A 12,556-nucleotide genomic window follows, 5' to 3' on the forward strand; every position below is an offset into this window, starting at 1 on the left:
AGGCGAAAACTAGCGAAAAAGCGGCGTGTACTAGTGGTGCATGAGCATTTTGAGCGGGTACTCGCCGGCAAGGCTTCACGAAGGGCAGCAGACCTTGAACCGCTTCTTAGACGGACAGGCGCTGCCGCAAGGCATCCATCCTTTGCTCCATCGCCTCGGCGGACAGCGGCGCGCCCAGCAGATAGCCCTGCATCGCCGAGCAGCCCAGCTTGCCCAGATAGGCCTGTTGCTGCGGGTGTTCGACGCCCTCGGCCAGGGTGTCCATGCCCAGCGCGTTGGCCAGGTGGACGATGGCGGAGACGATGGCGGCGTTTTCTTCGTCCTGCGGCAGGTCGATGATGAAGGAGCGGTCTATCTTGATGGTGTCCGGCGCGAAGCGCTTCAGATAGGCCAGGCTGGAGTAGCCGGTGCCGAAATCGTCTATCGACAGCCGCACTCCCATCGCCTTGATCACCGCCAGCTGGCGCGCGGCGAAGTCCGCGTCCTCCATCAGCGTGCTTTCGGTGACTTCGATCTCCAGGCAGTAGCCGGGCAGGCCGCTGCTTTGCAGCGCGTCGCGCACGTCGTCGACGAAGTCCGGCCGCGTCAGCTGCCGCGCCGAGACATTGACCGCCATCCGCACCGGGCGCAGGCCGCTGTCGTACCATTGCGCCGCCTGGCGGCAGGCTTCGCCGAGCACCCAGCGTCCCAGCGGCACCACCAGGCCGGTGTCCTCGGCGATGGGAATGAAGCGGGAAGGCATGATCAGGCCGTGCTCCGGGTCGCGCCAGCGCACCAGCGCTTCGCAGCCGAGCAGGCGTTCGCCGCTCATATTGAATTGCGGCTGATAAACCAGATAGAGCTCGCCGTGCTCGATGGCGCGGCGCAGCCGGGTTTCCAGATGCAGCCGTTCGGCCACCTCCACGTTCATTTCCCGGGTGTAGAAGCGGAAGGTGCTGCGGCCGTGCGCCTTGGCGTGGTACATGGCCAGATCGGCGTTCATCAGCAGGTTCTGCAAATCGCGGCCGTCGTCGGGCATCAGGCTGATGCCTATGCTGCAACTGACGTTGAGCTGGTGGGCGCCGATGTCGAAGGGGCGTTGCATCGCCGCCAGCACGCGCTCGGCCACCTGCGCCGCTTCGCCGGGCTGGTCGATGGACGGCAGGATCAGCACGAACTCGTCGCCGCCGGTGCGGCCGACGGTGTCCAGCGCGCCCACCGCGGTGCCGAGGCGGCCGGCCGCCTGTTTCAGCAACTCGTCGCCCAGGCCGTGGCCCAGGGTGTCGTTGATGTTCTTGAAGTGGTCCAGGTCGACGAAGAGCACCGCCAGCTGGCCCTGACGCAACTCGGCCTGGCGGATGGCCTGCTGCAGCCGGTCGTTGATCAGCACGCGGTTGGGCAGGTCGGTCAGCGCGTCGTACTCGGCCAGGTGCTGCACCCGCGCCTCCTGTTCCTTGCGCTCGGAGATGTCGGTGAACAGCGCCACGTAGTGGCTGATTTCGCCCTGCTCGTTCTGCAGCACGCTGATGTTCAGCCATTCCGGGAAGATGTCGCCGTTCTTGCGGCGGTTCCAGATCTCGCCGGACCACTGGCCGCGCTGGGTCAGCTGCTGCCACATGTTTTCGAAGAAGGCCGGCTCGTGACGGCCGGAGGCGAGCAGGGCCGGGGTCTGGCCCAGCGCTTCGGCCTCCTCGTAGCCGGTGATCGCGCAGAAGGCGCGGTTGACCGCCAGGATGCGGTTGTCCGGGTCGGTGACCAGGATGGCTTCGTTGCTGGATTCGAACACCTTGGCGGCCAGCCGCAGCTGGCGGTCGGTCTGACGGCGCGCGGTGATGTCGCGGCCGGTGGCGCACAGATAGTCTTCGCCCTGGTAGTTGAGCGGGCTGACGGTGACTTCCAGCCATTGTTCCTCGCCGCAGCATTGCAGCCGGGTGTCGAAGGTGTGGGGCAGGGTGTCCGCGGCCGGGCGGAACAGCGCGCGGGTCAGCGCCGCGGCGTCGCAGCCGCAGTCCAGCCGCTGGCGCGCCGCCTGGTTGCAGTAGACGATGTCGCCGGCGGCGTTGCGCAGCGCGATCAGGTCGGTGGCGTTGTCCACCATGAAATGGCTGAGGCGCAGGTCGCGCGAGCGCTGCTCCAGCGACAGGTGGCTTTGCTGCAGATCCTGGCGGTAGCGCTGCACCAGCGCGTTGAGCCAGCGCAGGAAGCACCAGCAGAAGGCGGCGGCGACCAGCAGGGCCGCCAGGGTCAGCAGCAAGGTGGCGGCGATGCGTTCGCGCAGGCTGCGCTCCAGTTCCTGGCGCGCGCGCTGGCTGCTGTCTTCGATGGATTGCACGCGCAGGCTGGTGACCAGGGTCCAGTCCCAGCCGGGCAGCTGGCGCGCGTAGGACAAGTAGCGCTCGCCCTGCGGCGCGTCCAGGCTGCTGATCAGGTATTCCATGAAGCCGCCCTGCTTGCCGCGGCGGATCAGTTCGGCGATGCGGCCGCGGTCGGCGCCGGGCAGGGCGGAGTAGTGCTTGCCGTTCATCGCCGGGTTGGACGGGTCCAGCAGGATCACGCCGTGGCGGTCTATGATCATGAAGTCGCCGCTGTCGTGGCCGAAGCGCATCCGCGCCAGCATCTCCAGGCCCTGCTTCTGCATGTCGGTTTCGACGTTGTTCAGGTACTCGCCGCTGCCTATCAGCCAGTCGTAGGGGCCGAAGCGGCGGGCGTAGGCGACTTTCTCGCTCATCTCGCTGCGGCCCGGCTGGTACCAGCGGTAGGAGCTGAAGCCGCGCTGTTGCGGGTTGTCCACCGATTCGATCAGCGCGCGCATGATGTAGCGGCCCTGGTCGTCGCGATTGGCCAGCAGCGAGCCGCCTTCCAGTTGCGGCGCGGTGGGCAGCAGCACGCAGCGGCCGTCCAGGCCGTCGATGAAGAAATAGCCGCGGCCGTCGAAATAGCGCAGCGGCCGCAGCGCTTCCGCGATCAGCCGCTGCACCTGATGCGGCGGGCGGCGCAGGCGTTCCTGGCGCCAGATGGCGTCGGCCAGGTTCCAGGCCTGGTCCACCTGTTCGCGCAGTCTTTGCTTCAGGGTGTCGTTGGTGCGTTCGCGCAGCGCGGACAGGGTTTGCGCGGCGTGGTCGGCGTAGGACCGCAGGTAGTCGCGCGCGCGCGCGTAAGCGTCCTGGCGTATGGTGTGCTGGCGGGTCTGGAAGTCGTTCCAGCTGCTCAGCAGGAAGTAGCTGGACAAGGTCAGCGCCAGCATGAACACAATGGCGAGCGTGCCAAACAATTGCAGACGGGACAGCTTGGCCTGATTCAACTCCATGTTTTTGTCGTTATCGCTCGGTGGACCCGCCAGTATAAGGGATTATCGCGTTTGTCATGGCAAAATGTCGGGCCGGCCGGGGCGGAATCGGGTAGAATGGCGCCCGGAAGTTGGCCAGGCAGTCGCTGCGTTCGTTCGCAAGAACGGACGGGGAGGAAAGTCCGGGCTCCGCAGAGCAGGATGCCGGTTAATGGCCGGACGTCGTGAGGCGATGGAAAGTGGCGCAGAGAGCTGAACCGCCGATGGCCGGAGGAAGCGTTCGCAAGAACGCGGACTCTTGATTTCGCCGCGCAAGCGGCGGGACGGATCAGGCAAGGGTGAAAAGGTGTACTGGCCGGGCGAGAGTCCGGTCGGACAGATAGGGTGTGGTGCCCTATTCTGCGGTAAGAGCGCACCGCGGACGTGGTAACACGGACGGCAGGCAAAACCCCATCCGGAGCAAGACCAAATAGGGGGAATTGACGTTGCTCGCGTATATCCCCGGGTAGGTCGCTTGAGCCTGTCGGTAACGGCAGGCCTAGAGGAATGACTGTCCAACGACAAGACCCGGCTTATCGGCCAACTTCCACCTCATCCCCGCGCCCCATGGCTTGACGCTATGGGGTTTGCTCAAAAAATAAGCAAAAAAAATCCACGTCCCTGGGAAAAAGCTTTACAATACCGGCCCTTCAGTCAGCTATCCCAGAGTTTCGCAAGCATGCGCATTGGTTCGTACACATTGAAAAACCGGCTGATCGTGGCGCCCATGGCCGGGGTGACGGATAGACCGTTCCGCATGCTGTGCAAGCAATTGGGCGCCGGCATGGCGGTATCGGAAATGATCACCTCCAACAAGGCGCTGTGGACCACGGCCAAGACCTTGCGCCGCGCCGACCACGCCGGCGAGGTGGAGCCGATTTCGGTGCAGATCGCCGGTTCCGATCCGGCGCAGATGGCGGAGGCGGCGCGGCTCAACGTGGAGCGCGGCGCGCAGATCATCGACATCAATATGGGCTGTCCGGCCAAGAAGGTGTGCAATGTGGCCGCCGGCTCGGCGCTGCTGCGCGACGAGGCGCTGGTGGGCCGCATTCTGGAGGCGGTGGTCAAGGCGGTGGACGTGCCGGTGACGCTGAAGACGCGCACCGGCTGGAGTCCGGAGCACCGCAACGCCTTGCGGGTGGCCAGGTTGGCCGAGGATTGCGGCATCGCCGCGCTGGCCTTGCACGGCCGCACCCGCGAAGACATGTACCGCGGCGCGGCCGAGTACGACACGATACGCGAGGTGAAGCGGCAGATCCGGATTCCGCTGATCGCCAACGGCGACATCGATACCCCGCAGAAAGCACAGTGGGTGCTGGAACATACCGGCGCCGATGCCATCATGATAGGACGGGCGGCTCAGGGCCGGCCGTGGATTTTCCGCGAAATCCAGCATTTTCTGGAGAACGGCGAATGCCTGCCGCCGCCGGAAGTGAGCGAGATTCGCCAGCTCTTGCTGGGGCATCTGGATGAGCTATACCAGTTTTACGGCGAATACTCGGGCTGCCGCATCGCCCGCAAGCACATCGCCTGGTACACCAAGGGACTGCAGGGCGGCAACGCGTTCCGCCAGCAGATGTACCAACTCGAGTCTACGGCGGAGCAGCGCTTGGCCGTGGCGGCCTATTTCGACCGTTTGGCCGGGGACTCCGAACGGCTGGTGTATTTGGATGGCGCAGGGGAAGCGTTGGACCACGACCCGGAGACGGTGGTGGATGGCTAATTCCAATCAGACTTGGACAGAATAATAACCATGCAGAACAATGACCATATCTCGCAGTCGGTGAGGCTGGCGATGGAACAGTATTTCAGGGACCTGGATGGCGAGAACCCCTCCGCCATCTACGACATGGTGTTGGCTTGCGTGGAAAAGCCATTGCTCGAGGTGGTGCTGATACACACCCAGGGCAATCAGACCCGGGCGGCGGAGTTGCTGGGATTGAACCGCAACACCCTGCGCAAAAAGATGAAGTCTTATGATTTGATATGAAGACAAACCGGCCATACCGAACAGGGTGGCCGGTTTTTTTTGTGTTTCTTTTTAGTTAACGCGGTAGAGAACCATGAGCAAAATCGAACGCGCGCTGATCAGCGTCTCCGACAAGAGCGGCATTCTGGAATTCGCCCAGGCCCTGGCCTCCCAAGGCGTGCACATCCTGTCCACCGGCGGCACCGCCAAGCTGCTGGCCGACGCCGGCGTGCCGGTGACCGAGGTGTCCGACTACACCGGCTTCCCGGAAATGCTGGACGGCCGGGTCAAGACCCTGCACCCGAAAGTGCACGGCGGCATCCTGGGCCGCCGCGACCTGCCGGAACACGTGGCCAAGATGGCCGAGCATGAGATCGGCAACATCGATCTGGTCTGCGTCAATCTCTACCCGTTCGAAGCCACCATCGCCAATCCGGACTGCGCGCTGGAAGACGCGATCGAGAACATCGACATCGGCGGGCCGACCATGGTGCGTTCCGCCGCCAAGAACTGGGCGCACGTGGCCATCGTCACCGACGCCGCAGACTACGCGGCGCTGGCCGAGGAAATGCGCGCCAACGGCGGCGCCTTGTCCAAGGCCACCCGCTTCGAGCTGGCCAAGAAGGCCTTCACCCACACCGCCGCCTACGACGGCGCGATTTCCAACTACCTAACCAGCCTGGCCGACGGCGCGCTGGCGGGCAAGCCGGAACGCGTGGCCTTCCCCAAACGCCTCAACGCCCAGTTCGTCAAAGTGCAGGACATGCGTTACGGCGAGAACCCGCACCAGGCGGCCGCCTTCTACCGCGATCTGGATCCGGCGGCCGGCTCCATCGCCAATTACCGCCAGCTGCAGGGCAAGGAACTGTCCTACAACAATATCGCCGACGCCGACGCGGCCTGGGAGGCGGTGAAGACCTTCGACGACACCGCCTGCGTCATCGTCAAGCACGCTAACCCCTGCGGCGTGGCGGCTGCGGGCGACACGCTCAGCGCCTACCGGCTGGCCTTCGCCACCGACACCACCAGCGCCTTCGGCGGCATCATCGCCTTCAACCGCCCGGTGGACGCCGCCACGGTGGAAGCGGTGACCGGCCAATTCCTGGAGGTATTGATCGCGCCGTCCTTCACCGAGGAGGCCAAGGCCGTCATCGCCGCCAAGAAAAACGTGCGCGTGCTGGAAATCCCGCTGGAAGCCGGCGCCAACCGCTTCGAACTGAAGCGCGTCGGCGGCGGCGTGCTGGTGCAGACGCCGGACATTCGCAATGTGGGCCTGGACGAGTTGCGGGTGGTGACCCAGCGTCAACCGTCGCCGCAGGAGCTGTCCGATCTGCTGTTCGCCTGGCGCGTGGCCAAATATGTGAAGTCGAATGCAATTGTTTTCTGTAAAAATGGTCAGACTGCCGGTATCGGCGCCGGTCAGATGAGCCGCGTCGACTCCACCCGCATCGCCGCGCGCAAGGCGGCCGACGCCGGCTTGAGCCTGCAGGGCGCGGTGGCGTCGTCCGACGCCTTCTTCCCGTTCCGCGACGGCATCGACGTGATCGCCGAGCAGGGAATCAAGGCCATCATCCAGCCAGGCGGTTCGATGCGCGACGAGGAAGTGTTCGCCGCCGCCGACGAGCACGGCATCGCGATGGTGCTCACCGGGGTGCGTCACTTCCGCCACTGAGTGGTTCCGATTAACCGGAGGAGGCCGGCATGCCGGCTTCTTTGCATGGGTTTGTTGTTTTTCGATGAGAGCAATTGTCTGTTGGCTGGGCGCCGGCTTGTTGGCGTTCGGCAGTCTGACGGCGCGGGCCGAAGAGTCCGCCGCCGAGTCGCAAGGTTTCTGGCAACGCGGCCGCGCCAATATCGAGGCGGCCTGGCGTTCCGACCAGTATGAGCTGTACGTGCCGGCGGTGACGTGGCACAACCGCGCCTTCTACGATAGAGAGAAGATCCAGCAGTTCAACGAACGGCCGTGGGGCCTGGGAGCGGGGCGCTATCGCTACGACGCCGACGGCGACTGGCACGCGGTGTACGCGATGGCCTTTCTCGATTCGCACAATGACGTCGAGCCCTTCGTCGGCTACGCCTTCCAGAAAGTATGGCGTCCGCTGGACGGCTGGCGGCTGGGCGCGGGCTTCACCGCCGGCGTCACCGCGCGCTCGGACTACAGCTATGCGCCGCTGCCGGCGGTGCTGCCGCTGGTGTCGGTGGAATACCGCCGGCTGGCCTTGCAGGCCACCTATATCCCGGGCGGGCACAACAACGGCAATGTATTGTTCGCCTGGCTGCGTTGGCAGTTGAGTTGAGTGAAGAATCCGGCGCGTTGCGGCGCGCCGCAAAAACGAGTGGAGCATCGCACATGAAAGTACTGGTTATCGGCTCCGGCGGGCGCGAGCACGCGCTGGCCTGGCGCATCGCCAAGTCGCGCCGGGTGTCCAAGGTCTTTGTCGCGCCCGGCAACGCCGGCACCGCGCTGGACTCCAACCTGACCAACGTCGAGCTCGGCAGCGTGGCGGAGTGGGTGGCTTTCGCCAAGCAGGAGAAGATCGAACTGACGGTGGTGGGCCCGGAAGCGCCGCTGGCGGCCGGCGTGGTCGACGCCTTCCGCGCCGAGGGGCTGCGGATTTTCGGCCCCACTCAATACTGCGCGCAGTTGGAAAGCTCCAAGGATTTCGCCAAGGCCTTCATGAAGCGCCACGGCATCCCCACCGCCGCGTATGAAACCTTCAGCGACGCCGCCGCCGCCCATGCCTATGTCGACGCCAAGGGCGCGCCCATCGTGATCAAGGCCGACGGCCTGGCCGCCGGCAAGGGCGTGGTGGTGGCGCTGACGCTGGACGAGGCGCACGCCGCCATCGACGACATGCTGGTGGGCAACAAGATGGGCAGCGCCGGCGCGCGAGTGGTGATCGAGGACTTCCTGCAGGGCGAGGAGGCCAGCTTCATCGTGATGGTGGACGGCGACCACGTGCTGCCGATGGCCACCAGCCAGGACCACAAACGGCTGCTGGACAACGATCAGGGCCCGAACACCGGCGGCATGGGCGCGTACAGCCCGGCGCCGGTGGTGACGCCGGCGGTGCACAACCGGGTGATGCGCGAAATCATCCTGCCCACGGTGCTGGGCATGAAAAAGGACGGCCACAGCTATACCGGCTTCCTTTACGCCGGGCTGATGATAGACGCGCAGGGCAATCCCTACACCATCGAGTTCAACTGCCGTTTCGGCGATCCGGAAACCCAGCCCATCATGGCGCGGCTGAAGTCCGATTTCACCGTGCTGCTGGAAGCCGGCGTCAACGGCCGCTTGAACCAGGTGGAAGCGGAATGGGACCGACGCGTGGCCTTGGGCGTGGTGCTGGCGGCCGAGGGCTATCCGGAAGCGCCGCGCAAGGGCGATTTGATCAGCGGCCTGCCGCCGGAAGGCGAGGACGGCATGGTGTTCCACGCCGGCGTCAGCCTGGACGCGGACAAGCAGCTGCGCAGCAACGGCGGCCGGGTGTTGTGCGCGGTGGGCCTTGGCGACAGCGTCAAGATGGCGCAGGGCAAGGCTTACGCGCTGGCCGACCAGATCCAGTTCGCAGGCAAGCAGCTGCGGCGGGACATCGGCGCGCGCGCGATCGGCCGCAAACATTAGCGTTTTGCCGTTTGATAGAGAAACAGCGCCGCTTGCGGCGCTGTTTTCATTTCCGGGCTTGGATCCCGCTCAGCCCAGTTCGGCCTGGCGCAGGCCGGGCGCGGCCGCGTCCTTGGGCGACAGCTGCGGCTCGCCGTCCAGCGGCCAGGCGATGGCCAGCTCCGGATCGTTCCAGGCGATGGCGCGTTCCAGGTCCTTGAACCAGTAGTCGGTGGTCTTGTACAGGAACTCGGCGCTGTCCGACAGGGTGAGGAAGCCGTGGGCGAAGCCCGGCGGCACCCACAGCTGGCGCTTGTTGGCGGCGGACAGGTGCGCGCCCACCCACTGGCCGAAACTGGCGGAGCCGCGGCGGATGTCGACGGCGACGTCGAAGACCTCGCCGGCGATCACCCGCACCAGCTTGCCCTGGGCGTGCGGCGCCAGCTGGTAGTGCAGGCCGCGCAGCACGCCCTTGGCCGAGCGGCTGTGATTGTCCTGCACGAAGGGCGCGGCGCAGCCGACGGCGGCTTCGAAACGCTGTTGATTGAAGCTTTCGAAAAAGAAGCCGCGTTCGTCGCCGAATACGGCGGGTTCGATGATTTTGACGTCGGGAATGCTGGTGTCGATGATGTTCATGTGTCGCTCGTCAAGATCAATAGACCGGCTGATCCAGCATCGCCAGCAGATAGCGGCCGTAGCCGGTCTTCTGCAGCGGTTTGGCCAGTAGGCGCACCTGCTCGTCGCCTATCCAGCCGGAGCGGTAGGCCACTTCTTCCGGGCAGGCCACTTTCAGGCCCTGACGGCTTTCGATGGTGGCGATGAACTGGCTGGCTTCCAGCATGGATTCATGGGTGCCGGTGTCCAGCCAGGCATAGCCGCGGCCCATGGTCTGCACCGACAGCTGGCCCTGCTGCAAATAGACGTTGTTGACGTCGGTGATCTCCAGTTCGCCGCGCGGCGAGGGCTTGATCGCCTTGGCGATGTCCACCACCTGCTCGTCGTAGAAGTACAGGCCGGTCACCGCGTAATTGGACTTGGGCTGCGCTGGTTTTTCCTCGATGGACAGCGCCTTGCCGTCGGCGTCGAAGGCCACCACGCCGTAGCGCTCCGGGTCGTTGACGCGGTAGGCGAACACGCTGGCGCCGCTGCGCTTGGCGTTGGCGTCTTGCAGCAAGGCGGAAAAGTCGTGGCCGTAATAAATGTTGTCGCCCAGCACCAGCGCCGACGGCGCGCCGGCCAGAAAGTCCTCGCCGATGATGAAGGCCTGGGCCAAGCCGTCCGGGCTGGGCTGCACCGCGTATTGCAGCCGCAAGCCCCATTGGCCGCCGTCGCCCAGCAGCTGTTCGAAGCGCGGCGTGTCCTGCGGGGTGGAGATGATCAGGATCTCGCGGATGCCGGCCAGCATCAGCGTGGTCAGCGGATAGTAGATCATCGGCTTGTCGTAGATGGGCAGCAATTGCTTGCTGACCGAAATGGTGGCCGGGTAGAGCCGGGTGCCGGAGCCGCCGGCCAGGATGATGCCTTTGCGTGCCTGAGTCATTGGATGTCTTTCTGTTGCGGCTGGGCGCCGAGTTCGGCCAGCACTTGTTCAACGCCGCTTTCCCAGCGAGGCAGCGCGAGGCCGAAGGTTTGCTGCAGCTTGGCGCAGTCCAGCCGGGAGTTGGCGGGACGGGGCGCCGGCAAGGGATAGTCGGCGGTGGCGATTGGCGCGATGTCGGCGGGCGACAGCCGCAGCGCGTAGCCTAGTCTGCCGGCCTCGGCGACCAGGAAGCGGGCGTAGCCGTGCCAGCTGGTTTCGCCCTGCGCCGCCAGGTGGTAGCTGCCGTAGGCGAAGCCGGCCGGATTGCGCAGATAGTCGCGCAGCAGCGCCGCGGTGACTTCGGCGATCAGCGCGGTGGAGGTGGGAGCGCCTATCTGATCGGCCACCACTCTCAGGCTGTCGCGCTCTTGCGCCAGACGCAGGATGGTTTTCAGGAAATTGCCGCCGTGGGCGCCGAACACCCAACTGGTGCGCAGGATCAAATGCCGCGGCGCGGCGGCGCGCACCGCCTCTTCGCCTTCCCATTTGCTCCGACCGTAGACTGAGCGCGGCCGGGCCGGATCGTCCTCGCGCCAGGGCCTCTCGCCGGCGCCGTCGAACACGTAGTCGGTGGAATAGTGCAGCAGCAGCGCTTGCCGTCGCGCCGCCCATTGCGCCATCAGCGCCGGCGCGGCGGCGTTGACCGCCAGGGCTTGCTCCGGCTCGCTCTCGGCGCGGTCCACCGCGGTGTAGGCGGCGGGGTTGACGATGATGTCGGGCTGATGGCGTTCCAGCGCCTCAAGGATGCTGTCGGCGCGGCTCAGGTCCAGTTCGTTCCGACCCAGCGCGACGAGCGCGCCCAGCGGCGCCAGCGCGGTTTGCAGCCGATGGCCGAGCTGGCCGTTGATCCCGGTCAACAGTATGGTGGGCGCGCGCTCAGCCATAGTGCTGGTTCACCCAGTCGCGATAGGCGCCGCTGCTGACATTGGCGACCCAGTCCTGATGTCGCAGATACCAGGCCACGGTTTTGCGGATGCCGCTGTCGAAGGTTTCCTGCGGCTTCCAGCCCAGCTCGCGTTCCAGCTTGCGCGCGTCTATCGCGTAGCGGCGGTCGTGGCCGGGGCGATCGGCGACGAAGGCGATCTGCTCGGCGTAGCGTCGCGACGGGTCGGCGTGCGGCGCCAGTTCGTCCAGCAGCGCGCAGATGGTCTTGACCACGTCCAGATTGGTCTTCTCGTTCCAGCCGCCGACATTATAGGTTTCGCCGGGAACTCCGGCCTCCAGCACGCGGCGGATGGCGCTGCAATGGTCTTTGACGTAGAGCCAGTCGCGCACTTGGCTGCCGTCGCCGTAGATGGGCAGCGGCTTGCCGGCCAGCGCGTTGAGGATGACCAGCGGGATCAGCTTTTCCGGGAAATGATAGGGGCCGTAGTTGTTGCTGCAATTGGTGGTCAGCACCGGCAGGCCGTAAGTGTGGTGCCAGGCGCGCACCAGGTGGTCGGACGCTGCCTTGGACGCGGAGTAGGGGCTGTTGGGCTCGTAGCGGTGGTTCTCGGAGAACGGCGCGTCGTCGAGGCCCAGCGTGCCGTAGACCTCGTCGGTGGACACATGCAGCAAGCGGAAGCCGAGCCGCTCCTCGGCGGGCAGCCGGTTCCAGTAGCCGCGCACGCTTTCCAGCAGATTGAAGGTGCCCACCACATTGGTCTGAATGAAATCGCCCGGGCCGTGGATGGAGCGGTCGACATGGCTTTCCGCGGCGAAATTGATCACCGCTCGCGGCTGGTGTTCGGCCAGTAGGGCGTCGACCAGTGCGCGGTCGCCGATGTCGCCGCGCACGAAGGCGTGGCGCGGGTCCTGCTCCAGAGTTTTCAGGGTATCGAGATTGCCGGCATAGGTGAGCGCGTCGAGATTGACGATGCGTTCATCGCTCTGCGCCAGCCAGTCCAGCACGAAATTGCCGCCGATGAAGCCGGCGCCGCCAGTGACCAAAATGCTCATATTGTTCTTTCAGTGTTGCTGCGTGCTCAAAAATAGATATGGAGAGGGCGGCTGTTTGTCATGCATGGAGAACTTTCGGCCTTATCGCCCCTCAATTGCCAATTCTGAGTTTAAAGCCCTTGGAGTTCAATACGTTTTCTGTGATGTCCCGTTTACGCA

10 protein-coding genes and 1 other RNA gene are annotated in these 12,556 nt (G+C 65.2%); 6 read left to right on the forward strand and 5 right to left on the reverse strand.

The window, feature by feature from the left end; all coding sequences use genetic code 11:
• Positions 1-106 precede the first annotated feature (106 nt).
• On the reverse strand, positions 107-3,286 hold the full coding sequence (locus tag VK98_RS04635; RefSeq protein ID WP_048412933.1) for an EAL domain-containing protein: 3,180 nt from the start codon (positions 3,284-3,286) through the stop codon (positions 107-109).
• A gap of 106 nt (positions 3,287-3,392) precedes the next feature.
• Here VK98_RS04635 and rnpB point away from each other — a divergent pair.
• The 6 genes from rnpB (at position 3,393) to purD (ending at position 8,901) form a co-directional block, all read left to right on the forward strand.
• Positions 3,393-3,856, forward strand: an RNA gene (gene rnpB, locus VK98_RS22690) — RNase P RNA component class A.
• Positions 3,857-3,983: 127 nt separating this feature from the next.
• Positions 3,984-5,027, forward strand: a complete 1,044-nt coding sequence (dusB, locus tag VK98_RS04640; protein ID WP_048412934.1) for a tRNA dihydrouridine synthase DusB — start codon at positions 3,984-3,986, stop codon at positions 5,025-5,027.
• 30 nt (positions 5,028-5,057) lie between these two features.
• Complete coding sequence (gene fis, locus VK98_RS04645) at positions 5,058-5,294, forward strand: DNA-binding transcriptional regulator Fis (protein ID WP_019100932.1); 237 nt, start codon at positions 5,058-5,060, stop codon at positions 5,292-5,294.
• Positions 5,295-5,367: 73 nt separating this feature from the next.
• Positions 5,368-6,945 carry a bifunctional phosphoribosylaminoimidazolecarboxamide formyltransferase/IMP cyclohydrolase gene (gene purH / locus VK98_RS04650; RefSeq protein WP_048412935.1) on the forward strand — a complete coding sequence of 526 codons (1,578 nt, stop codon included), beginning with the start codon at positions 5,368-5,370 and terminating at the stop codon, positions 6,943-6,945.
• Positions 6,946-7,009: 64 nt separating this feature from the next.
• Complete coding sequence (gene pagP / locus VK98_RS04655; RefSeq protein ID WP_039754322.1) at positions 7,010-7,570, forward strand: lipid IV(A) palmitoyltransferase PagP; 561 nt, start codon at positions 7,010-7,012, stop codon at positions 7,568-7,570.
• 53 nt (positions 7,571-7,623) lie between these two features.
• Complete coding sequence (gene purD, locus VK98_RS04660; protein WP_048412936.1) at positions 7,624-8,901, forward strand: phosphoribosylamine--glycine ligase; 1,278 nt, start codon at positions 7,624-7,626, stop codon at positions 8,899-8,901.
• 69 nt (positions 8,902-8,970) lie between these two features.
• Here the strand turns inward: purD and rfbC are convergent, their stop codons facing one another.
• The 4 genes from rfbC to rfbB are packed head-to-tail and all read right to left on the reverse strand — an operon-like array spanning position 8,971 to position 12,397.
• The gene (gene rfbC / locus VK98_RS04665) at positions 8,971-9,516 is read right to left on the reverse strand and encodes a dTDP-4-dehydrorhamnose 3,5-epimerase (protein WP_048412937.1); all 546 of its coding nucleotides are present in this window, start codon (positions 9,514-9,516) and stop codon (positions 8,971-8,973) included.
• A 16-nt stretch (positions 9,517-9,532) separates the two neighbouring features.
• A complete protein-coding gene (gene rfbA, locus VK98_RS04670) occupies positions 9,533-10,420 on the reverse strand; it encodes a glucose-1-phosphate thymidylyltransferase RfbA (RefSeq protein ID WP_048412938.1) in 888 nt (295 codons plus the stop codon).
• Positions 10,417-11,343 carry a dTDP-4-dehydrorhamnose reductase gene (gene rfbD, locus VK98_RS04675; protein WP_048412939.1) on the reverse strand — a complete coding sequence of 309 codons (927 nt, stop codon included), beginning with the start codon at positions 11,341-11,343 and terminating at the stop codon, positions 10,417-10,419. The genes rfbA and rfbD overlap by 4 nt, the downstream gene beginning before the upstream one ends.
• A complete protein-coding gene (gene rfbB, locus VK98_RS04680; RefSeq protein WP_048412940.1) occupies positions 11,336-12,397 on the reverse strand; it encodes a dTDP-glucose 4,6-dehydratase in 1,062 nt (353 codons plus the stop codon). Before rfbB ends, rfbD begins: the two co-directional genes overlap by 8 nt.
• Between the last annotated feature and the right edge of the window lie 159 nt (positions 12,398-12,556).

The organism is Chromobacterium sp. LK11, from assembly GCF_001043705.1.
GTDB lineage: Bacteria > Pseudomonadota > Gammaproteobacteria > Burkholderiales > Chromobacteriaceae > Chromobacterium > Chromobacterium alkanivorans.